The 20,750-nt window shown below is 52.9% G+C and carries 23 protein-coding genes and 2 tRNA genes; 7 read left to right on the top strand and 18 right to left on the bottom strand.

Annotation, left to right across the window (positions count from 1 at the left end; translation table 11 throughout):
* The first annotated feature begins 335 nt into the window (after positions 1-335).
* Positions 336-872 (top strand): glycine cleavage system protein R, encoded by a 537-nt coding sequence (locus EUZ85_RS10905; protein WP_241567011.1) that lies wholly within the window; start codon positions 336-338, stop codon positions 870-872.
* 113 nt (positions 873-985) lie between these two features.
* Complete coding sequence (locus EUZ85_RS10900; protein WP_127969320.1) at positions 986-1,447, top strand: peroxiredoxin; 462 nt, start codon at positions 986-988, stop codon at positions 1,445-1,447.
* A 62-nt stretch (positions 1,448-1,509) separates the two neighbouring features.
* On the opposite strand, the gene EUZ85_RS10895 is transcribed toward EUZ85_RS10900, so the two are convergent.
* Positions 1,510-2,571, bottom strand: coding sequence for an AI-2E family transporter (locus EUZ85_RS10895; protein WP_127969319.1), 1,062 nt, complete (start codon positions 2,569-2,571; stop codon positions 1,510-1,512).
* Between the two features lie 35 nt (positions 2,572-2,606).
* Entirely contained in the window at positions 2,607-2,846 is a 240-nt protein-coding gene (locus EUZ85_RS10890) for a sulfurtransferase TusA family protein (RefSeq protein ID WP_127969318.1), read from the bottom strand.
* A gap of 210 nt (positions 2,847-3,056) precedes the next feature.
* Here EUZ85_RS10890 and EUZ85_RS10885 point away from each other — a divergent pair, with 210 nt between their 5' ends.
* On the top strand, positions 3,057-4,493 hold the full coding sequence (locus EUZ85_RS10885) for a M48 family metalloprotease (protein ID WP_127969317.1): 1,437 nt from the start codon (positions 3,057-3,059) through the stop codon (positions 4,491-4,493).
* Between the two features lie 43 nt (positions 4,494-4,536).
* Here the strand turns inward: EUZ85_RS10885 and nadA are convergent, their stop codons facing one another.
* From nadA to EUZ85_RS10805, 16 genes are all read right to left on the bottom strand, one after another.
* The gene (nadA, locus tag EUZ85_RS10880; protein ID WP_127969316.1) at positions 4,537-5,598 is read right to left on the bottom strand and encodes a quinolinate synthase NadA; all 1,062 of its coding nucleotides are present in this window, start codon (positions 5,596-5,598) and stop codon (positions 4,537-4,539) included.
* A 178-nt stretch (positions 5,599-5,776) separates the two neighbouring features.
* Positions 5,777-5,852, bottom strand: a tRNA-Lys gene (locus tag EUZ85_RS10875).
* Between the two features lie 52 nt (positions 5,853-5,904).
* A tRNA-Lys gene (locus EUZ85_RS10870) sits at positions 5,905-5,980 on the bottom strand.
* 93 nt (positions 5,981-6,073) lie between these two features.
* On the bottom strand, positions 6,074-6,907 hold the full coding sequence (gene ybgF, locus EUZ85_RS10865) for a tol-pal system protein YbgF (RefSeq protein ID WP_127969315.1): 834 nt from the start codon (positions 6,905-6,907) through the stop codon (positions 6,074-6,076).
* 36 nt (positions 6,908-6,943) lie between these two features.
* On the bottom strand, positions 6,944-7,507 hold the full coding sequence (gene pal, locus EUZ85_RS10860; protein ID WP_127969314.1) for a peptidoglycan-associated lipoprotein Pal: 564 nt from the start codon (positions 7,505-7,507) through the stop codon (positions 6,944-6,946).
* A 27-nt stretch (positions 7,508-7,534) separates the two neighbouring features.
* Entirely contained in the window at positions 7,535-8,827 is a 1,293-nt protein-coding gene (gene tolB, locus EUZ85_RS10855) for a Tol-Pal system beta propeller repeat protein TolB (RefSeq protein ID WP_127969313.1), read from the bottom strand.
* A gap of 28 nt (positions 8,828-8,855) precedes the next feature.
* Positions 8,856-9,848: a cell envelope integrity protein TolA gene (gene tolA, locus EUZ85_RS10850; protein ID WP_241567083.1), complete on the bottom strand. Its 993-nt coding sequence runs from the start codon at positions 9,846-9,848 to the stop codon at positions 8,856-8,858.
* A 27-nt stretch (positions 9,849-9,875) separates the two neighbouring features.
* Positions 9,876-10,298, bottom strand: a complete 423-nt coding sequence (gene tolR / locus EUZ85_RS10845) for a protein TolR (RefSeq protein ID WP_241567010.1) — start codon at positions 10,296-10,298, stop codon at positions 9,876-9,878.
* Between the two features lie 14 nt (positions 10,299-10,312).
* Positions 10,313-10,996: a protein TolQ gene (gene tolQ, locus EUZ85_RS10840; protein WP_127969311.1), complete on the bottom strand. Its 684-nt coding sequence runs from the start codon at positions 10,994-10,996 to the stop codon at positions 10,313-10,315.
* A 67-nt stretch (positions 10,997-11,063) separates the two neighbouring features.
* Positions 11,064-11,483 carry a tol-pal system-associated acyl-CoA thioesterase gene (gene ybgC, locus EUZ85_RS10835; RefSeq protein ID WP_127969310.1) on the bottom strand — a complete coding sequence of 140 codons (420 nt, stop codon included), beginning with the start codon at positions 11,481-11,483 and terminating at the stop codon, positions 11,064-11,066.
* A 41-nt stretch (positions 11,484-11,524) separates the two neighbouring features.
* Positions 11,525-12,529 carry a Holliday junction branch migration DNA helicase RuvB gene (gene ruvB, locus EUZ85_RS10830; protein ID WP_127969309.1) on the bottom strand — a complete coding sequence of 335 codons (1,005 nt, stop codon included), beginning with the start codon at positions 12,527-12,529 and terminating at the stop codon, positions 11,525-11,527.
* Between the two features lie 54 nt (positions 12,530-12,583).
* Complete coding sequence (ruvA, locus tag EUZ85_RS10825; protein WP_127969308.1) at positions 12,584-13,198, bottom strand: Holliday junction branch migration protein RuvA; 615 nt, start codon at positions 13,196-13,198, stop codon at positions 12,584-12,586.
* A 114-nt stretch (positions 13,199-13,312) separates the two neighbouring features.
* Entirely contained in the window at positions 13,313-13,831 is a 519-nt protein-coding gene (gene ruvC, locus EUZ85_RS10820; protein WP_206618043.1) for a crossover junction endodeoxyribonuclease RuvC, read from the bottom strand.
* Positions 13,832-13,976: 145 nt separating this feature from the next.
* Positions 13,977-14,723 (bottom strand): YebC/PmpR family DNA-binding transcriptional regulator, encoded by a 747-nt coding sequence (locus tag EUZ85_RS10815; protein ID WP_127969307.1) that lies wholly within the window; start codon positions 14,721-14,723, stop codon positions 13,977-13,979.
* Between the two features lie 84 nt (positions 14,724-14,807).
* Positions 14,808-16,580, bottom strand: coding sequence for an aspartate--tRNA ligase (gene aspS, locus EUZ85_RS10810; protein ID WP_127969306.1), 1,773 nt, complete (start codon positions 16,578-16,580; stop codon positions 14,808-14,810).
* A 96-nt stretch (positions 16,581-16,676) separates the two neighbouring features.
* On the bottom strand, positions 16,677-16,943 hold the full coding sequence (locus EUZ85_RS10805) for an FmdB family zinc ribbon protein (protein ID WP_127969305.1): 267 nt from the start codon (positions 16,941-16,943) through the stop codon (positions 16,677-16,679).
* A gap of 268 nt (positions 16,944-17,211) precedes the next feature.
* Between EUZ85_RS10805 and EUZ85_RS10800 the strand changes: the two genes are divergently transcribed.
* Genes EUZ85_RS10800 through EUZ85_RS10785 form a run of 4 tightly spaced genes read left to right on the top strand, consistent with a single transcriptional unit; the run spans position 17,212 to position 20,748 of the window.
* Positions 17,212-18,549: a sigma-54 dependent transcriptional regulator gene (locus tag EUZ85_RS10800; RefSeq protein ID WP_127969304.1), complete on the top strand. Its 1,338-nt coding sequence runs from the start codon at positions 17,212-17,214 to the stop codon at positions 18,547-18,549.
* 34 nt (positions 18,550-18,583) lie between these two features.
* Positions 18,584-18,805 carry a histidine kinase dimerization/phospho-acceptor domain-containing protein gene (locus EUZ85_RS10795; protein ID WP_011398684.1) on the top strand — a complete coding sequence of 74 codons (222 nt, stop codon included), beginning with the start codon at positions 18,584-18,586 and terminating at the stop codon, positions 18,803-18,805.
* Positions 18,798-20,300 carry a CHASE3 domain-containing protein gene (locus tag EUZ85_RS10790; protein ID WP_164887216.1) on the top strand — a complete coding sequence of 501 codons (1,503 nt, stop codon included), beginning with the start codon at positions 18,798-18,800 and terminating at the stop codon, positions 20,298-20,300. Before EUZ85_RS10795 ends, EUZ85_RS10790 begins: the two co-directional genes overlap by 8 nt.
* The gene (locus EUZ85_RS10785; protein ID WP_127969302.1) at positions 20,293-20,748 is read left to right on the top strand and encodes a response regulator; all 456 of its coding nucleotides are present in this window, start codon (positions 20,293-20,295) and stop codon (positions 20,746-20,748) included. The genes EUZ85_RS10790 and EUZ85_RS10785 overlap by 8 nt, the downstream gene beginning before the upstream one ends.
* The last annotated feature ends 2 nt before the right edge of the window (positions 20,749-20,750 follow it).

Below are 20,750 nucleotides of genomic sequence, written 5' to 3'. Positions count from 1 at the left end.
CAACTAGTTCTTTACGCACTAAACCGGCGTCGCAGGACGCTTGTGGAATAAAACGCGCCGCCTATGGACAACGCTCGCCATCCATGCGGAATAGGAATGCCATGAATAATTCCGGAATATGCTGTAAAGCGATTTCACAACAGCGCTTGAACGGCGCCGAGAGCCCTTCCTCTACTAACCCGGGTATGGTACTTCCCACCCTTAATATTAACAAGACTGGCGCGGATAAAAGGACCCGCAACGCCCCGCCCGGGGACACTTGACAGTGGCGGGGGCCCGGAGGAGTATGTGCGTTGCAATCCATCTACACATATACATTAAGAATGGGAAATACATTGCCTAGAGAAAATTATCTGGTCATTTCCGCTATTGGCGGAGACCGCCCGGGAATCGTTAACGAACTGGCCAAAGCCTGCTCAGACTACCAGTGCAATATTGTCGACAGCCGCATGACGGTGCTGGGCGCTGAGTTCGCCCTGGTTATGATGGTGTCCGGCAGCTGGGACGCCATCGCCAAACTGGAAAATATAATCCCCCCTTTGGCCCGCAAGCTTGATCTGAATCTGATCATTAAGCAAACCCAGGCCCGACGCCCTGTGCGCGCGCTTACTTATAACGTCAATGTAGTGGCGCTGGATCAGCCTGGCATCGTTTACCGGATTGCGCAGTTCTTTTATTCCCGCAAAATCAATATCGATGAACTGCAGACCAACACCTACAGCGCCCCGCATTCCGGCACGCAAATGTTTAATATCAACATGACCGTAAACATTCCTGCGGACATGCATTTGGCGAGTTTGCGCGAAGAGTTCATGCTGTTCTGCGACGACCTTAATCTGGACGCCGTACTCGAACCAATGCGCTCAATTTAACTTAGCGCGACATCCATCCGTCATCAGAGCGCCAACGTAAAAACACACAGCTAGGCGCTCCGCGCACATATTAATCCTAATCAATTCGACCGAAACAGAAATAAGGAGCCACCATGGCGCAACCAGGACAAACCGTTACCGATTTCGAGGCCCAGGCCACCCCGGATCAAACCGTTCGACTGAGCGACCTGAAAGGCAAAAATGTCGTCATTTATTTCTACCCTAAGGATCATACCCCGGGGTGCACCACAGAAGGCCAGGACTTCAGAGATAACTACACTGAATTCGAAAAGCTGAACACTGTAGTATTCGGCGTCTCTAAAGACAGCCTGAAAACCCACCAGAACTTCAAAGCCAAACACGACTTTCCATTCGAACTCATCACGGACCCGGATGAGGTTGTATGCAAGGTTTTCGACGTCATCAAGCTAAAGAAGCTTTACGGCAAGGAATATATGGGAATTGAGCGCTCAACCTTTCTCATTGACGCCAAAGGCATGCTGCGTAATGAGTGGCGCAAAGTAAAGGTGAAAGGACACGTAGCGGAAGTACTGGAAGCCGCTAAAGCGTTGTAAACGCAGTTGAAGAAGTTTCTTGATTTTAAGGACGAGCCCGGACCGCCGGGCTCGTCCTTACATTATACTCCCGCCGCTTTGACGGTTGGCCAGGCTGAAAAGATCGCCTTCAATAAGGTCGCCAATGGAATCGCGAAAAACACGCCCCAGATACCCCATAACCCGCCAAATACCAATACGCTGACGATAATCACCACTGGATGCAGGTTCACCACTTCGGAGAACAGCAATGGCACCAGCACATTACCATCCAGCGCCTGAATAACGCCGTAAGCCACCATCAACCAGATGAAATCAGGCCCCCACCCCCACTGAAACAGCGCAATCAACGCCACAGGAATGGTCACAATCGCCGCGCCAATGTAGGGAATCACCACCGACAGCCCAACCAGAACCGCCAGCAACAGGGAATAGTTGAGCCCCATCAGTACGAATGCGACATAGGTGGCCACACCCACGATCAGAATCTCCAACACTTTGCCGCGGATGTAGTTGGCGAACTGCATGTTGGCCTCCGCCCAGATATTGGTCATCAAGCGACGCTCTGTAGGCAGTAGCGTCGACAGCGAGTTCAAAATGACGCCCCGGTCTTTCAGGAAGAAGAACACCATGATCGGCACCAGCACCGCATAGATCATGATCGCCAGCAAAGTGGGAATACTGGATAAGGAGAAAGAGAAAACCCACTGCGTGATCTTGCTCACTTCCGTCGTTAATTGACGAGACAGTCCCACCACACTCTCTTCTGTAAAAAATTGGGGGTATTGCTCAGGCAGGAGTTTTATCAAGGTTTGCAGATTGGTCATCATAGTGGGCAGCTCCTGAAATAAGGAGGTGACCTGACGCACCATCAACGGAAGGATCAGCAGCACGCTCGCCAGCGTCACGCCCACGAATATCGCAAACACGGAAAGCACTGCATAAATATGCCCCATTCCCAGACGCTGTAGCTTGATCACCAGCCCCTGCAGAATATAAGCAATGACAATACTGCCGATTACCGGCGCCAGCATGGCGCCGAAAAACGCCATCACCAGAACGCCCGCTACCAGCAGGATAAACAGAATGACGGCCTCCTCGTCAGAGAAGTACTTGTCAAACCAGCTCTTAAATACTTTTAACATCGAAATGCGCTCACATCTAATGTCACCGGAGAGAATCAGCCGCGTAAGATCAGGAAATGAAACTCGCCCTCTTCCACCCTGCTCTCCACCAGAGTGTGCGCGCTAAGTTGCAAATAGGAAGAAAAATCCCTTTGCGACCCCGGATCTGTCGTCAACACCAGCAATTGCTCGCCAGCGGCCATCGCATTCAGTTTCTGCTTGGTCTTCAACAACGGCATCGGGCATTTCAAGCCCCTCAAATCAAGCGTGCTGACCGCCGCCTCCTGATTAGACATCACCCCTCCAAATACCGGTTGATTCGCCCCGCATGATAGGGATATCAACTACATATTGCTATATTGTAATTGATAAGACGTCACTTCTTTCCGCCGATTGACGTACAATCTCAGGCGTTAAAGTATTAGAAGATTTCCTCAAAACAGCTTAAAGTCGTGTAAATCACGCATTCCGCCATTTGACGGATTCTGCTGCCGAAACCTGGTCCCATGCGCAAAAAATACCTTATCCCATTACTGTTCAGCCTAGCTCTTCCCCCCGTCACTTACGCCGACGAATCCACGCTACCGGAGCTGGGAGATAGCAGCGGCGCAATCATTACGCCCGCCCAAGAGCAAGCGTTGGGACAAGCCTGGTTGCGCTCTCTGCGCTCACAGCTTCCTACGTACGCAGACCCGTTGCTAACAGTTTACGTGCGAGACCTGATTTATAAGCTGGCGCCCAACAGCGAGCTGCAAGACCACAACCTGACCACCGTAGTGGTCGACTCCAACATCCTGAACGCATTCGCCGTTCCTGGCGGCGTTATAGGCGTCAACGCCGGCTTGTTTTTATATGCCCAGAGCGAACAGGAAATGGCCGGCGTACTCGCTCACGAAATCGCCCACTTAAGCCAACGCCATTTCGCACGTCGCCTGGAAGAAAGCAAGATGCACACCGCCCTCAATATGGCGGGCATTCTGGCGAGCGTGATTATCGCCGCCACCGCCGGTTCAGATGCTGGCGTCGCAGCCTTAGCCTCAACACAGGCCTATTCGATACAGGAACAATTGAGCTATAGCAGACAGAACGAGCAGGAGGCGGACCGACTCGGCCTGGAGACGCTGGCAGCCAGCGGCATGGAGCCTCGCGCCATGTCCACCATGTTTGAAAAGATGCTCCGCAACAATCGCTACGCCCAGCAATTTCCCGAATACCTGCGCACTCACCCTCTCACAGAGAGTCGCGTGTCGGACACCGCCGCCAGAGCCGCCAATTACCCCGCCGGTGTTTACAAAGAGGACCCTGACTACTACATCATGCAAAGCCGCGTGCTTCTGCATTACGCCAAGAACGCCGAGGACGCCTTTAATCTTTTCAAGGCGCAAGCCACCGGCGGCACAGAAAATTCACGCCTGGCGGCGCTGTATGGACAGGTCATCAGCGCTAACAAAGTGGAACGCCCGCAGGACGCCAAAGAAGCGATGGAACAACTGCTGAAAGTAGACAGCAACCGGATATCCATTGTCATCGCCTATGCGGACTGGCTGGCGGCGAGCAAAAGAAACGATGAAGCCATTCAGGTGCTTAAAAAGCACCTGCAACGCAATCCTGGCAACTATCCGCTCAGCATGGATCTGGCTCGCCTTCTGAATCAGCAGGGGGATCACAAAGAGGCGGAACGCTTGCTGCGCGGATTAACCTCAAGTTACAGCGCCGAGCCCAGCCTCTGGTATGAACTGGCGGAAACCCATGGACTGGCAGGCTCAATCGCCGAGCTGCATCAAGCGCGGGCGGAATACTTCTATCTGACCGGAAATATCACCAAAGCGACGCAACAGTTACGCCAGGCGCTTAGCAAAAGTGAAGGGAACTATCAAAGAATGGCGGTCATCCAAAAACGGATGAAGGACTTTGCCGAGGCAGGAAAGGAATTTAAGTTTTAATATTAAAGGCGCTCCACATCGAAGCGCCTTCATAGCCACATGATTACGCGTTGCCTTTTACGGCCATCTGGCGCTCTTTGGAGAAGTTAAGCATCCGCTGCAGCGGGATAAGCGCCTTCTCCCGCAAATCCGCTTCCACAATAATTTCCTGACGCTTACTGATCAGAACGTCACGCAAATTCTCCAGTCCGTTCATCGCCATCCAGGGACAGTGCGCACAGCTTCGACATGTGGCGCCATTGCCTGCCGTCGGCGCCTCGATAAGCGTTTTCTCCGGAGCCATTTGCTGCATCTTATAAAAAATGCCGGCATCGGTAGCGACGATGAATTGCTCGTTCGACATGTTCTTGACCGCATTGATCAACTGCGACGTAGAACCTACAACGTCCGCCATATCCACGACAGCCTCCGGCGATTCAGGATGCACCAATACCGCAGCATCAGGATAGAGCTGTTTGAGATCGGACAAACCTTTCGATTTGAACTCCTCATGCACGATACAGGAGCCATCCCACAGCAAGATATCCGCCCCAGTCTTGTTTTTCACATAGCCGCCCAGATGTTTGTCAGGGGCCCATATGATCTTCTCGCCCCGCTCATGCAAATATTCGACGATATCCAGGGCGATGCTGGATGTGACCACCCAGTCTGCGCGCGCCTTCACCGCAGCGGACGTATTCGCGTACACCACTACCGTACGGTCCTTGTGCTCATCACAGAACGCAGAGAACTCTTCTACGGGGCAACCAATATCCAGCGAGCATGTCGCCTCCAGAGTGGGCATCAGAACCGTTTTTTCAGGGTTAAGGATCTTCGCCGTTTCCCCCATGAAACGAACGCCACACACCATCAGAGTGGACGCTGGATGCTGATTGCCAAAACGGGCCATCTCAAGAGAATCCGCAACGCAACCCCCGGTCTCTTCCGCCAACGCCTGCAGCAAAGGATCAGTGTAATAATGAGCCACCAGCACAGCATCTTCCTGCACCAACAACTCTTTTATCTCCGCCTTCAGGCGCTCCGCTTCTTCCGGACTTAATTCACTGGCTTCGTGCTCTCGAGCGAGATGCTCCTGAACAAAAATTCGGTCGCTTATAGCACTCATCAATTTTGACCCGTATTTAATAGTTTTTTGTATCCACAGCATTTTACCGCCATAGCGACATTATACGACATGATGAACGCCGATTAAGCCTTTCATTGACATACAGATAAGAGCGTAAGGAACACTGGGGAGCAGGAGAAACAAAAACGGGGCCTTGAAGGCCCCGCTTTGTGAAGAATGGTGGGTCGTGATGGATTCGAACCATCGACCAATTGGTTAAAAGCCAACTGCTCTACCGACTGAGCTAACGACCCAAGAAACTTTCTTGGATGATTATCGCCTTTATGGCGACAATCTGGAATTTAATGGTGGGTCGTGATGGATTCGAACCATCGACCAATTGGTTAAAAGCCAACTGCTCTACCGACTGAGCTAACGACCCAAGCGAGGCGCATATACTACTGATTCTGAGGGAAATGACAAGAGGTTTTTTCAAATTTTTTTCAGAAAAAACGCATCTTTTTTTCAGGCGCCCTCACTGCACCTGTCTTAAATAATCTTTCGCCAGATTTGCTGAAGAAGTACCTGGAAAACGACTTACGGTTTGACTCAAATATTTCTTCGCTTCGGCATTATCACCCAAACGATGATAGGTGACGCCAAGCTTATACATAGCATCCGGCGCCTTCCTGTGCTCAGGATACTTTCCCACAACGACCACAAACGCCTGACGCGCCTGTTCAAGCTTGGGAATTACCAAATACACTTCTCCCAACCAATAATATGCATTGGCGGAGAGCTCCGATTCCGGATATTTTTTAATGAAAGCATGCAAGGCTTCCACCGCTTTGTCGTACTCTCGACGCTTGATCAAATCAAACGCCTGATCGTACTCCTGCTGCTCTGCAGCGGATGGAGGCGCTTTATTTGGAGTCAACTCCAGCGACTCATCAGAACTGCTCGCAGGACCTGGCGTCGGCGTAACCGACGCATCCACGCCTGTCGTTGGCGCAGGGCCGTCAACAGCGACAGGGGGACGGGTTTCCCGCGCCTGAGTCCCCTGACGCTGCAACTCCAATATTCGCCGATCCAGATCAATGTAGCGCTCACGCTCTTGCTTTTTCATCTGGTCAACCTGATGCCTGAGCTCTTCCACTTGCCCTCTGAGCTCCCTCACCTCCTGTTGCATCTGCTCAAACATGTAGAGCATTTCCGCCGCAGAACCGCCCGCAGAAGGGGCTGGTTGTTGCGCCGGGCGCACTTGCAGCACTGGCGTTGTCGTTGACGAAGCCGCCAACGCCAATGGAGACAAGACTCCACACGCCAATACGCCAAGGAGAGTTACCTTCCGAATAGTTTTCTTAGACATCAGTTCAGCTATCCGTCCTTAATAGTTCAAATAAGATTACTTGTACTCGATTACTACGCGACGGTTTTTGTTCCAGGCTGCTTCGTTGTGAGAAGGATCAACCGGGAACTCTTCGCCGTAGCTAACAGTTTCGATTTGGCTATCGCTGGCGCCATTGACCACCAGAAAACGCTCAATCGCCTGCGCGCGACGCTCGCCCAACGCAAGGTTGTATTCTTTAGTGCCACGCTCATCCGCATAGCCGTTCAGAACTACTTTTACAGCAGGGTTCGCCGCCAGCAACGCTGCGTGAGCGCGCAGAGACATGTGAGACTCAGGCTTCACGATAGTTTTGTCGAAATCGAAGTAGAATACGCGCACTTCACGCAGAGCGTCTTGCTCTGCAGTCATTGCGTTTTGCTCAGCCAGACGCTGCTGCTCAGCCAATTCTTCTTCAGACAAACCAGAACCGTTGCCCAGGCCAACGCCGCCTGCGTCAGCGCCGTCTTGATCAACTACGCCAACAGTTTCGTCTGGTTTGGTATCGGTTGAAGTACAACCTGCTGCAATAAAAGAGACCAACACCAGCGCGAAAATATTACGAATACTCAGTACATTCATAGCTTTTCCTTACATACTTAGCTTGTTTTATCTTGAAATATACGGGGACCAGGCCGGTTCCCGCACGTCGCCAAACTGGGCCGGCAGGGTATACTTCGATCCGGAATTCACTCCTACAACCGCCAATACGCCCTTACCGTTTTTCTGGGTTGCATAAATTATCATACTTCCATTGGGCGCGACACTTGGAGATTCATCCATTTCGGTTTGCGTCAAAATCTGATCCTGTCCTGACTCCAAATCCAGTGACGCCACATTGAATGAACCGTCACGTTGATGAACATAATAGACCTTCTTGCCGTCAACGCTAAAACGAGGACGTGAATTATAGCGACCTTCGAAGGTCAATCTGCGGGGAGAGCCGCCAGAAGCATCCATCAAGTAAATTTGCGGGCCGCCGCCGCGATCCGAAGTAAAGGCAATAGTTCTGCCGTCAGGAGACCAGGATGCTTCAGTATCGATCGCCCAGTGATTGGTCAATCGCTTCAGGGAATTATTACGCAGGTCCAGCACATAAAGTTCGGCATTGCCGTCTTTCGACAAAGTCACCGCCAGTTTGCTTCCGTCTGGAGACCAGGTTGGAGCGCTATTCAGACCTTTATAAGACGTTACCTGCGTCCGCACACCGCTGGCGACGTCCTGCACATAAATAGCTGGGCGCTGAGATTCAAAAGAGACATACGCCAACTTTTTACCATCGGGAGACCAGGCAGGAGAAATAATAGGCATTGCCGACTTGTAAACCAGCTTTGAGCGACGCCCATCTGCATCCGCCACTTCCAGCTTATAGATATTTTTGGAACCGCTTTTCTCTAAAGTGACGTAGGCGATACGCGTGGAAAAAACTCCGCGAATTCCTGTCACCGCTTCGTATACGGCATCCGCAATAGCGTGCCCCAAATCTCTCAGCTGCTCACTTTTTCCACTGATGATCTTTCCGATTACTCGTTGCTGCGATTGAACGTTGTAGAGTTCATAGCGCACCTTATAGACCTGCGATGGCGCATCGTATTGAACCCCACCAACCAACAGGTAACGCTGTCCCAGCAATCCCCAATCGCGAAAATAAATTTCCTCAGCCTTGCTGGGAATACTTAGCATTTTGGTTCGATCCAAAGGCTCGATATCGCCAGAGCGCTTTAAATCCTCAGTGACAATTTGCCCGATATCTTCCGCCAAAGGTTGCCCTGACTCGTTGGCGAATGGAACCACCGCCACAGGTATAGCGGCCCGACTCCCTTTATCAATTTCAATGACCAGATCAGCTCTCGCCAACCCGCTTATCAATAACACCAGTGTAAAAAAAATATGTTTTTTCATTGGAACATTTACAAATAGGCAGTGATTTTTATTTGGGACTAAAAATAATGGTTACGTTTCTGAATTCCCGATTAAACAAACTGGGATCAGAGGGTACGGAATATTTTCTTACCGCATTCGCGGCGCCAATCGCAGACTGATCGAAAGCGCTATTGCCGCTAGATTTAACAACCTTGACGGACAAAAGTTCTCCAGTTGGCAACAACTGAAGCTGTAGCTCCGCCTTCAAGCCTTTGATCTCCCCCGGAGGCTGCAGCCAAGCCTGAACCAAAGAGGAATAAATCAGCGCTTTGTACTTCTCAACTTCAGTCAGTTCACGCTGTTGCCGCTGAGCAGAACTCTCCGCTTCAAGCTGCTCTTGCAAGCGACGCTCATACTCGGCCGCTTCCTGAGCCATTTTCAGCTCTTCCGCTTTCTTCAGTTCTTCCTGGCGCTTCTTCTCACGCGCCTCTTTCATCTGACGCTCAAGCTCTTTTTGCTTTTGCTCGGCCAGGCGCTTCTCTTCCTCTTTTTTCTTTCGCTCAGCTTCTTTCTTTTTACGCTCTTCTTCCGCCTTGCGTTTTTCTTCAGCCTGTTTCTTTTCTTCGGCTTTACGCTTTTCGTCTTCCTGACGTTTTTCTTCCTCTTTCTTCTTGCGTTCCTCTTCCTGCTTTTTCTTCAACGCAATGGCTTCTTGTTCACGCTTTTTTTCCGCCGCAGCCTTACGCTCAGCTTCCTGCTTCGCCTGTTCTTGGCGCTTCAATTCTTCCTGGCGCTGCTTTTCCTGATCTTGCTGCTTCTTTTGCTCTTCTTCCCGCTTTGGTTCTTCTTTCTTGACCGCAGGTTTAGGCTGAGGCTTGGTCATTTGCTTCAACGTTTCGGCGTCAATCACCATCGCCTGCATGTGAGGGACAACAGGAGTCGGGGGCGTATGCGCGGACCAGCCCAGAAACGCCAGACCCGCAATACCCAAGTGCAAGATAACGGAAAACAGCGCCGGACCGATGTATCCGCTTTTTGGTTGATTACCGGGGCTATCCATCACAGCTTATCTTTCACCCATAACAGCTTAAGGCTTCTCTGTAATCAGCCCGACATTCGCCACGCCAGCGTCCTTCAACGCCGCCATCAGCCCCACTATCGTTCCGTACGGCACATTACGGTCGCCTCGCACCAGGACCATCACAGACTTGTTGGTCTCCCGCACGGTGCTCACCCGCTTCACTACATCTTCCAGAGGCATGGGCTTGGAACGGTCGTCGCCCACTTCCACGAAGTAAGCGCCGAACGCGTCAACCGACACCACTAGAGGCGGCGTATCGGGAGAAATCTGTAACGCTTCCGACTCTGTTTGCGGCAAATCCACGTCCACGCCCTGCATCAACATGGGCGCCGTAATCATAAAAATGACCAGCAACACCAACATGACGTCGATGTAGGGGACGACGTTGATTTCCGCCATCTGCTTTTTCTTTACGCGAGTAAAATCCAAGGATGGTTCTCCTTTTAAGAGGACTTTGCGTGAACTCTGCGATGCAGGATGCTGGAAAACTCTTCCGCAAAAGTCTGAAAGGAATTGGCGAGACTCTCGCTTCTGGCCGAATAACGGTTGTATGCGATTACCGCCGGAATTGCGGCGAAAAGCCCCATGGCCGTTGCAATCAAGGCTTCAGAAATACCCGGCGCCACGGTAGAGATAGTGGCCTGCTGAATTTGCGCGAGCCCACGGAAGGAGTTCATGATCCCCCATACCGTACCGAACAGTCCGATATAAGGGCTAGTGGAGCCGACTGTCGCCAGAAACGGCAAATGAGCCTCCAACCGATCCATCTCTCTGGACATGGCGACGCGCATTGAACGCTGCGTACCCTCCATCACCGCATCAGGGTCGACGCCGGTTTGCTGACGCAAACGGGAGAATTCTTTGAAACCGGAACGGAAGATTTGCTCCATGCCGCTATTAGGGTTCGGCGCGGCGCTGGACTCGCGGTAGAGCTGATTAAGATCCATACCGGACCAGAAGCGCTCCTCAAATTTGGTGGTCGCCCTGCGCGCCAAGCCGAATATTCTGGCGCGCTGGAAGATAATCATCCAGGAGACAATCGAGGCTGCGAGCAGGATCAGCATGACAATCTGCACCAAAAAGCTGGCGTTGCTAATCAGCGCCCAAATTGAAAGTTTATCCTCCACTTATAGGACTCCTATTGCTGTTTTTATCGTTGGCGGGCCGCCGCCTTTCATAGCGGAGCCGCAAAAACTAAACGTTTATACCTTTTTGCAGCGCCGAGGCCAAATTTCCCGGAATCGGCCTGGGCTTAAAGCTGACTTTGTCGATGCAGGCGACTTTGACTCTACCCGAGACCAGCAGTTCCGCCTTAGCGCCTCGAGTGATGTTCTGCTCAAACTCCATGTAGGTGCGCCCCAATTTAACAATGTGGGCGCTTACCGCCACTTCGTCATCAAGTCGCGCCGGGCTGTGATATTGCAAGGCTAAACTATGCACGACGAACTGGGCGTCAAGATCCACCGTCTCCAGTCTGGAGAACCCAAGAGACCGGATGAACTCGGTGCGAGCTCTTTCCATAAAACGCAGATAGTTGGCGTAGAAAACGATACCGCCAGCGTCAGTGTCTTCAATATATACTCGAACGGGCCACACAAACGAGCCGGAAGTCATTAAATTCCCTTAATAAAATTTCGCCAAAAGCCTTGTCATCTCTACTCCGGCATGGTTAATCCGAAGTGATCGTACGCCGCCTGAGTCGCCACCCTGCCGCGCGGCGTGCGCATTAGGAAACCCTGTTGAATCAGATATGGCTCCACCACATCCTCGATAGTGCCCTTTTCTTCACCGATAGCCGCAGCCAAACTCTCCACGCCCACCGGACCGCCATCAAACTTTTCCATGACGGCCAGCAACAGACGGCGATCCATATGATCGAAGCCGTGCAAATCCACGTTCAGCATGTTGAGAGCCTTGTCCGCCACATCATTGGTAATGGCGCCGTCCGCTTTTACTTCCGCATAATCGCGCACGCGACGCAGTAAGCGGTTGGCGATACGGGGCGTTCCTCTTGAGCGTCTGGCGATTTCATGGGCGCCGCCGTCATCAATAGAGACGCCGAGCAAGCTGGCCGAACGGGAAACGATATGGCGCAAATCCTCAACCGAGTAAAACTCCAAGCGCTGCACGATTCCAAAACGGTCTCGCAGCGGCGACGTCAGCAGTCCCGCCCGGGTGGTGGCGCCCACCAGGGTAAACGGAGGCAGATCCAGTTTGATGGAGCGCGCCGCCGGCCCTTCCCCGATCATGATATCCAGCTGGTAGTCTTCCATCGCCGGGTATAACACCTCCTCAACCGCCGCGCTGAGCCGATGAATTTCATCGATGAACAGCACGTCCTTCGGCTCCAGATTGGTCAATAGCGCAGCAAGATCGCCGGCTTTTTCCAGTACGGGGCCAGAGGTGGTTTTGATGGAGACGTCCATCTCGTTGGCGATGATATTCGCTAACGTGGTTTTACCCAGCCCGGGAGGACCGAATATCAGAGTGTGGTCTAAGGCTTCCTGGCGTCCACGCGCAGCATTGATGAAGATCTCCATTTGCTCACGCACCTGAGGCTGGCCGACATAGTCTTCCAACCTTTTGGGGCGTATGGCTCGATCTTGAGAATCTTCCTGCAGAGTGGCGCTTGGCGAGATAATGCGATCTGCTTCGATCATGGGGTGTTTTTGAGGTCTTTATTGGCGTCAAACGTTCGGGGCATCATAGCGTGGCTACTTGGTTTTTACCATCCCCTTCAGGGACAGGCGGATCAGCTCATCGCGCCCCATGCCGTCCTTATAGACCGCGTTAATCGCGCGACTGGCTTCCTGCGGCTTGTAGCCCAAAGCCAGTAAAGCGGCTTCCGCTTCTTCAAGATGGGAATGCCCGCCAGCAGACTGATTCAGCAGCTCCGGCGTCGCCGATTCACGATCTCCTGCGCCCCAATCTTTGATCCGGTCACGCATTTCAATCAGTAGCCTTTCAGCGGTTTTTTTACCCACGCCCGGCATCTTGGTCAGGCGAGTCAGATTATCGCCGCGAACGCACTCGACAAACTCATTCGGGGACATGTGAGACAGAATCGCAACCGCCATTTTCGGGCCCACGCCATTGACCTTCAGCAGCAAGCGAAACAGTTCGCGATCTTCGCGACGGATAAATCCGTACAACAGTTGCGCGTCTTCACGCACCACGAAGTGCGTGAATAAAGAGCAGGATTCGCCCAGCTTGGGTAAATAACCCAACGCTGACAAAGGCACCTCCACCTCGTAGCCAACGCCATTCACATCCAACAACACGAAAGGCGGATGGTTTTCCGCCAATTTACCAACCAGTCTTCCGATCAAGGGGAAACCTCTTCTTTTATATATCAGCCAATAATTTCAGGAGCGACGTCACTCAAAAGTCCTAACATGCAGCCATAAGCGGCCGATAATTAACCAGCCCTTACCTAAAAGCACTTATCGCATGCGACCACGACGACTGCCTGACACCGACCCGATGCGCATCAAACTTTGCTGGGTATGCAGATGACAGACCGCGATCGCCAGCGCATCCGCCGCGTCCGCCTGCGGCTTGGCCTCCAGACCCAGCATCGCCTGCATCATATGTTGCACCTGCCACTTTTCCGCATTCCCTTTACCTACGACAGACTGCTTTACCTTTTTGGCGGAGTATTCCGCCACCTGCAGTCCCTGTTCCGCCATAGCCAGAATCGCCACGCCTCGCGCCTGCCCCAGCTTCAGAGCGGAATCCGCGTTGCGGGCCATAAAAACCTGCTCAATCGCCGCCTCGTGAGGCGCATACATGCTGACGACCTGAGTTACTCCCAGATAAATACATCGCAGGCGCTCCGCCAATGTCTCCCCGGTAACGCGAATACAACCGCTGGCGACATAACGAGGTTTGCCGCCGCCCCACTCCACCACGCCGTAACCCGTGAACCGTGAACCGGGGTCTATACCTAACACTTTCAACATAAATTGGCCACTCAGCCCGTCAGAATCGTTTCATTTCTATATGAGCCGCCCGGATGACGCAAGCTTACAATATCTGCGCCAGCGCCAACAAAAAAGGCGGCTAAGGCCGCCTTTCAGGAGAAGCTCATGTAAAGCATGTCGCGCATTAGCCGCCCATGCTCTCCAGCACTTCATCAGGAATGTCCGCATTACTGTAGACATTCTGCACATCATCCAGATCTTCCAGCATTTCAATCAACTTCATGACCCTCTCGCCGTTTTCCACATCCAAAGGCGCCATAGTCGCCGGCACCATAGAGACGTCCGCCGACTCCGGCGTCAGACCCGCCGCCATCAGCGCGTCTTTGACAGACATGAAATCTTCTGCGGCGGTTTGCACTTCCACAGAACCGTCATCATTGGCGATAACATCCTGGGCGCCCGCTTCCAGGGCGGCTTCCATCACAGCATCTTCATCGACGCCCGGCGCAAATAAAATTACGCCGGTCTTGCTGAACAAGTATGCAACAGAACCATCTGTTCCCAGGTTGCCGCCATGCTTACTGAACGCATGACGCACTTCAGCGACCGTGCGATTACGGTTGTCGGTCATGACTTCAACATATACAGCAACGCCGCCAGGACCATAACCTTCGTAGGTCAGCTCATCAAAGTTGGAGTCATCGCCGCCGCCGGCCCCACGCTGAATTGCTTTCTCAATGGTGTCCTTTTTCATATTCACGGTCAGGGCTTTATCCATGACCGCGCGCAACCTTGGGTTGTCTTCAGGCAATGCTCCATTTTTCGCCGCCACGGTAATTTCCCGGATCAGCTTGGTGAATATCTTTCCGCGCTTGGCGTCTTGAGACGCCTTACGGTGCTTGATATTGGCCCACTTACTGTGCCCCGCCATGTTACTCTCCGCTAAATACTTTTACTTTCAACAAATAGATTTGCCATGCCGACGCCAAAGACAATGCTTTGGCGTCACTTAAACTTATTCAGGCTGCTCGGTTTTACGCAGACGGATATTAAGCTCACGCAGTTGTCTCGGGTCCACCTTGCCTGGCGCTTGCGTCATCATGCACATCGCGCTCTGGGTTTTCGGGAACGCAATCACCTCACGAATAGACTGAGCGCCTGTCATCAACATAACCAGACGATCCAGACCAAACGCCAGACCGCCATGAGGTGGACAGCCAAACTTCAGCGCATCCAACAGGAAGCCGAATTTCTCTTGCGCTTCTTCCTGACCGATACCCAGAATGCGCAGCACGGTCTCCTGCATGTCGGAATCGTGAATACGAACGGAGCCTCCGCCCAATTCGGTGCCGTTTAACACCATGTCATAAGCGCGGGACAACGCGTTTTCAGGATCGGATTCCAGCATTTCAACCGCACAGGAAGGCGCAGTGAACGGGTGGTGAATAGCGGTCCAGCCGCCTTCGCCATCTTCCTCGAACATCGGGAAGTCGACAACCCACAGCGGCGCCCATTGTTTCTCAAGCAGGTTGAGGTCATGACCCAGCTTCACGCGCAGAGCCCCCAGCGCTTCGTTAACGACGCGGGTCTTGTCAGTACCGAAGAAGATAATGTCGCCATCTTCCGCGCCCACGCGCTCCAACAACTGATCGATAACGTCAGCGATGTGCTTAACGATCGGAGACTGCAAGCCCTCCAGACCTTTGGCTTTTTCGTTAACCTTAATATAAGGCAGGCCTTTGGCGCCGTAGATGCCAACAAACTTGGTATAGTCATCGATCTGTTTACGGGACAGCAGTTCGCCACCCTTTGGAAGACGCAATGCCGCCACACGGCTCTTCGGATCATTAGCCGGACCACTGAAAACGTTGAAGCTCACGTTGGTCAGCAGGTCGCCCACATCCACCAATTCCAAAGGAATACGCAGGTCAGGCTTGTCGCTACCATAACGGTTCATCGCCTCGGAGAACGGCATACGCGGAAACTCGGGCAATTCCACCTCAAGCAGATCACGGAACATATCCCGCACCAAACGCTCGGTGATGGACATAATCTCGTCTTCGCTTAAGAAGGAGGTTTCAATATCCACCTGTGTGAATTCAGGCTGACGGTCTGCGCGCAAGTCTTCATCGCGGAAGCACTTGGCGATTTGGTAGTAACGATCAACACCGGACATCATCAGCAATTGCTTGAACAACTGTGGAGACTGTGGCAGAGCGAAAAAGCTGCCCTCATGCGTACGGCTGGGCACCAGATAATCCCGTGCGCCTTCCGGAGTCGCCCGGGTCAGAATCGGCGTTTCCACATCCATGAAGCCATTGCTGTCAAGGAAGTTACGGATATAGCTGGTGACCTTGGAGCGAAAGCGCAGCTTGTTGAGCATTTCCGGACGGCGCAAGTCCATGTAGCGATAACGCAGACGCACGTCCTCGCCCACCTGAACGAATTCGTCCAACTGGAAGGGAGGCGTTTTCGCCGTACTCAGAATCTCCAGCTGTTTGCCCAGCACTTCCACCTTGCCGGTGGACATATCGGCGTTGGCTTTACCATCCGGTCTCAAGCGCACGCGACCCGTGACTTTCACCACGAACTCATCGCGGATCTGCTCTGCCAGCTGGAAAACTTCATTTGTATCAGGGTCATACACTACTTGCGCAACACCATCCCGATCTCGCAGATCCAAAAAGATGACGCCTCCGTGATCGCGACGGCGATGAACCCAACCGCACAGCGTAACTTCTTGATCTACAAGAGATTCGTTGACCTCACCGCAATAATGACTGCGCATAATCCTGATCCTGTCTTAAATTCTGATTACTGTCTGTTAATTTTCAGCCGGAGACCGCGCTCCGGCTGCATGATATGTATAAAAGGGCCGCGCCGATCAGTCCGCGGAACTGCTGCTTTTAGAGCTGGAACCCGCGCTAGAGGACGAAGAGCCGCTATCGCCCGCCAAGTTTTTCTTCTTGCCGGTTTTAAAATCTGTCTCATACCAGCCGCCGCCCTTCAGACGAAAACCCGCCGCTGAAATCTTCTTCTTAAACTCGGGTTTCTCGCAGCTTGGGCAATCGGTTAACGGCGCTTCACTCAAGCTTTGTAGAATGTCTTTCTCAAACCCGCAGGATTTACAAACGTATTCGTAAATCGGCATTTTTCTCTGACCTCTTTTCCAGAAAAAACCAAAAAATCATATTAAGTTAGAAGGCTTCTAGACGCCCTTGGACGGGTCACTCCACAGAGGGAGCGACCGCAGACGGACAAAAAAAGCGCTGTATTATAAACATTATTTCCCGCAAAATCAGTCCTAACCTGTAAACCCTTGATACTAGCGACTTTCGCCCCAACTATCAGGTAGCGCCCAATTCGGCCGGTTGGTATATTAACCGGCGGGAACTCAAAATCACACGAGGGAACACACCTTGGCAAGTATATTGCTCGTGGACGACGATGAAGGTTTCGTACAAGCCACGCGGACACTCCTAGAAATGCTGGGGCATGACGCCCGCTCCGCCGCCAGCGTCGCTGAAGCCAACGCGATTCTGCAGGCTGATCAGTTCGATATTGTATTACTTGACCTGATGCTTCCTGATGGAAGCGGTCTACATGTGCTGGACGCTCTGAATGGCTCCCGCAAGCAACCCGGCCACATCGCCATCGTCACAGGCCACCCGACTGTAAAATCACTGGTGAAAACGGTCTGCGGCCCCAACATCAGCTATCTGATCAAACCCATTGATATTGAGCAGATAAAAGCGCTGATCGAAAAGACCAGCCCGGAACAGGCGGAAATCGACGCGCCCCGCCACTTCAATAGTTTGATCGGTGAATCGCCGGCCATGCGCGAGCTTTACCAGATGATTGAGCGCGTCGCCCAAACCAGAGCCAACGTATTGCTGCAGGGCGAAAGCGGCGTCGGCAAAGAACTGGTCGCCCGCGCAATCCATGCCGCCGGGGGCTCTCAAGGGCCATTCGTGGCGGCCAACTGCGGCGCGCTTTCCCGAGAGCTAATCGGCAGCGAACTGTTTGGACATGAAAAAGGCGCCTTTACCGGCGCAGTCAGCAGAAAAATCGGTCTATTCGAACAAGCCAAAGGCGGCGTGCTGTTTCTCGACGAAGTCACTGAGATGCCAATCGACATGCAGCCAACTTTGCTGAGAGTACTGGAAACCAACAAAGTCATCCGAGTCGGCGGCGCCGAAGAAATTCCTGTGGATTGCCGAGTGGTTTCAGCCACCAACCGCACCCAACAACAGCTGGCGGAAGACGAATGCCTGCGTGAGGACATCTACTTCCGTCTGGCCGTATTCCCCATTCAGATTCCGCCTTTGCGGCAGCGCCGGGAAGATATTCCACTATTGGCCAGACGCTTCCTGCAGGAGCTGAACGAAGAGAATGGCTCCGCTTTCGGGCTGGGGGAGAACAACCTTAAACGACTGCAGGATTACGACTGGCCAGGCAATGTGCGCGAGCTGCGTCACGCTATTCATCGCGCGTTCATTATGACTGATCCAGCTCAATCCGAACTGAGCCTGCCGGACAATCTCGCCTCGCCTTTCGCCCGCGAGCGACAAGGCTCCCCCGGACTGCAGGTGGGCAAGACCATAGAGGAGATGGAGCGCGAGCTTATCACCCTCACCCTCGCCCAATTGGATGGCGACAAGCGCCGCGCGGCGGACATGCTCGGCATCAGCTTGAAAACCCTCTATAACCGCCTGAACAGCTATGGAGAGAATGAAAACACGGAAACGCCCGTATAAGTCATTTCCCCAAAAAAAGAGACAGGATGCCCCTATGACCCAGGAAGCCGATATCGCCAAATTAGCGCACGACCTCCGCAATCCGTTGAACAGCATTTCAGTGAATGCGGAGCTGGCCAAGCTCCAACTTCAGACCAATCGCGACAAGGAAGAAATCCTGGTGTGCGTGGAGCGCATACTGGAAGAATGCAAACGCTGTAGCGCGCGCATCAACGACTTGGTCAACGCCAGCGCAACGGATGCGGATAATGCCTAACAGACTTCTGGATCACAGTCCAATATTGCTGAGCCGGCGCTGGCGTTTCGCCTTCGCCGCCGTGGCGTTGCTACTGGTCATCAATGGACTCACTTCCTACCGCGCCATGCGCGAGTTGGTGCGCATTGAGAGCAGCGTCTCCCATACTCTGCAAGTGATCGGCATTATCAGGAACACCTTCTCGGCCATCCAAGGCGCTGAAACCGGTCAACGGGGCTACCTGATCACCGGCGACGAGGCCTATCTGGAACCTTTCCATGACGCCATGAATTCGCTGGAGATTTACCTTAATCAGCTGCAGGCGACTGACTCGGAAATACCAGGGCAGCAGGAACGCTTCCTGCGCCTGCGTCAGGTCACCCAAAGCAAGATCAGCGAAATGCGCGAAGTGATCCAACTGCGCAAAAACAGCGACGTGGCGGCGGCCACGGAAATCGTGAATACCGACAAAGGCAAGCGCCTCATGGACATCATCAGCAAGCTGGTGGAGGAAATGGAGGCGGAAGAATATGCGCTGCTGGCGCAACGACGCCACGAGTCCTATTTGAACCAGCGGGAAACCATCTTCACCCTGGTGGCCGCCACACTGGCCAGCCTGGGGTTGATCGGCTTCGTTTATTACCTGCTGCAAAGAAATCTTCTCCAGCACACCCGCATTACAGAAATTCTGCGGACAGAGAATGACCTGCTGGAGGAAAAAGTCTCCGAACGCACCGCCGTTCTGACTCACTTTTCCAAAGAGCTTGAGCGCAGCAATCGGGAGTTGCAGGATTTCGCGTTCGTCGCATCCCATGATCTGCAAGAGCCGCTAAGAAAAATTCGTGCGTTTGGCGACCGCCTGCAACAAAAGTACGCCGACAAACTGGAAGACAGCGGCGCAGATTATATTCGGCGCATGCAATCCGCTGCAGAACGCATGTCGCGCCTGATTAACGACCTGCTTTCATTTTCCCGGGTTTCCACCAAAGCGCAGCCATTCACACAAGTGGATTTGAACGAGATTCTCGACGAAGTGCTGGATGACCTGGAAATCCCCATCAATGAAAGCGGCGCCGAAATTAAGGCTTCATCGTTACCGACCCTGGACGCGGACCCCACGCAAATGCGCCAGCTGATGCAAAACCTGATTGGCAACTCATTGAAGTTTATTCCTCCTGATCAGAAGCCTCTAATCACCATCAGTGTGAAGAGCTATCAACATTCGTTGCTGGAAGGAGGCGAGGAAACGGAGTGGTGCGAGCTTCGTTTCACCGATAACGGAATTGGCTTTGACGAAAAATTCAAAGACCGGATATTCACCCCTTTCCAGCGCCTGCACCAGCGCGGAGAATACGAGGGAACCGGCATAGGGCTAGCAGTATGCCGTCGCATCGTTGAACGCCATAGCGGCGCCATTAACGCCGAAAGTATCCCCGGTGAAGGCGCCACATTCATTGTGAACCTGCCGCTGCAGCATACGCCTATTTCTGAAATGGAGCCTGAACAATATGCCTGACACCAAGAGACCGCTGGTCATTTTAATGGCGGATGATGACGAAGATGATAGACAGCTCGCACTGGAAGCCATGCGCGAGAGCCGCGTGCTGAACGAGCTGCGATTTGTGAAAGATGGATTTGAATTAATGCAGTATCTGCGTCGAGAAGGCGAATTTGAAGATCCCGCCAACTCGCCGACTCCCGGCATTATACTGCTGGACCTGAACATGCCTCGCAAAGACGGCCGCGAAGCGCTGGCGGAGATTAAAGCGGACCCGGCGCTGCGACGCACGCCGGTCGTCATTCTCACCACATCAAAAGCGGAGCAGGATATGCTGCGCGGCTATGATCTGGGCGCCGCGTCGTACATCACCAAACCGGTGACCTTTGAAGGACTGGTCGCCCTTATGCGCGCGCTGGGACATTACTGGGTCGAATTCGTGGAATTGCCCAATCACGGTCATTAATC

The sequence above is a fragment of the Hahella sp. KA22 genome (genome assembly GCF_004135205.1).
GTDB lineage: Bacteria > Pseudomonadota > Gammaproteobacteria > Pseudomonadales > Oleiphilaceae > Hahella.
The sequence above is the reverse complement of the archived record's forward strand: the minus strand, read 5'-3'. Positions and strand labels throughout refer to the sequence as shown.

What these genes read in the sequence shown, in the direction of transcription:
- EUZ85_RS10785 (WP_127969302.1), top strand. Translation starts at nt 20,293, where the DNA reads ATGCCTGACACCAAGAGACCGCTGGTCATTTTAATGGCGGATGATGAC.
- tolA (WP_241567083.1), bottom strand. Translation starts at nt 9,848, where the DNA reads ATGGATAGCCCCGGTAATCAACCAAAAAGCGGATACATCGGTCCGGCG.
- nadA (WP_127969316.1), bottom strand. Translation starts at nt 5,598, where the DNA reads ATGAGTGCTATAAGCGACCGAATTTTTGTTCAGGAGCATCTCGCTCGA.
- aspS (WP_127969306.1), bottom strand. Translation starts at nt 16,580, where the DNA reads ATGCGCAGTCATTATTGCGGTGAGGTCAACGAATCTCTTGTAGATCAA.
- EUZ85_RS10885 (WP_127969317.1), top strand. Translation starts at nt 3,057, where the DNA reads ATGCGCAAAAAATACCTTATCCCATTACTGTTCAGCCTAGCTCTTCCC.
- EUZ85_RS10795 (WP_011398684.1), top strand. Translation starts at nt 18,584, where the DNA reads ATGACCCAGGAAGCCGATATCGCCAAATTAGCGCACGACCTCCGCAAT.
- EUZ85_RS10790 (WP_164887216.1), top strand. Translation starts at nt 18,798, where the DNA reads ATGCCTAACAGACTTCTGGATCACAGTCCAATATTGCTGAGCCGGCGC.
- ruvB (WP_127969309.1), bottom strand. Translation starts at nt 12,529, where the DNA reads ATGATCGAAGCAGATCGCATTATCTCGCCAAGCGCCACTCTGCAGGAA.
- EUZ85_RS10895 (WP_127969319.1), bottom strand. Translation starts at nt 2,571, where the DNA reads ATGTTAAAAGTATTTAAGAGCTGGTTTGACAAGTACTTCTCTGACGAG.
- EUZ85_RS10815 (WP_127969307.1), bottom strand. Translation starts at nt 14,723, where the DNA reads ATGGCGGGGCACAGTAAGTGGGCCAATATCAAGCACCGTAAGGCGTCT.
- ybgC (WP_127969310.1), bottom strand. Translation starts at nt 11,483, where the DNA reads ATGACTTCCGGCTCGTTTGTGTGGCCCGTTCGAGTATATATTGAAGAC.
- EUZ85_RS10900 (WP_127969320.1), top strand. Translation starts at nt 986, where the DNA reads ATGGCGCAACCAGGACAAACCGTTACCGATTTCGAGGCCCAGGCCACC.
- EUZ85_RS10890 (WP_127969318.1), bottom strand. Translation starts at nt 2,846, where the DNA reads ATGTCTAATCAGGAGGCGGCGGTCAGCACGCTTGATTTGAGGGGCTTG.
- ybgF (WP_127969315.1), bottom strand. Translation starts at nt 6,907, where the DNA reads ATGTCTAAGAAAACTATTCGGAAGGTAACTCTCCTTGGCGTATTGGCG.
- EUZ85_RS10805 (WP_127969305.1), bottom strand. Translation starts at nt 16,943, where the DNA reads ATGCCGATTTACGAATACGTTTGTAAATCCTGCGGGTTTGAGAAAGAC.
- tolB (WP_127969313.1), bottom strand. Translation starts at nt 8,827, where the DNA reads ATGAAAAAACATATTTTTTTTACACTGGTGTTATTGATAAGCGGGTTG.
- pal (WP_127969314.1), bottom strand. Translation starts at nt 7,507, where the DNA reads ATGAATGTACTGAGTATTCGTAATATTTTCGCGCTGGTGTTGGTCTCT.
- ruvC (WP_206618043.1), bottom strand. Translation starts at nt 13,831, where the DNA reads ATGTTGAAAGTGTTAGGTATAGACCCCGGTTCACGGTTCACGGGTTAC.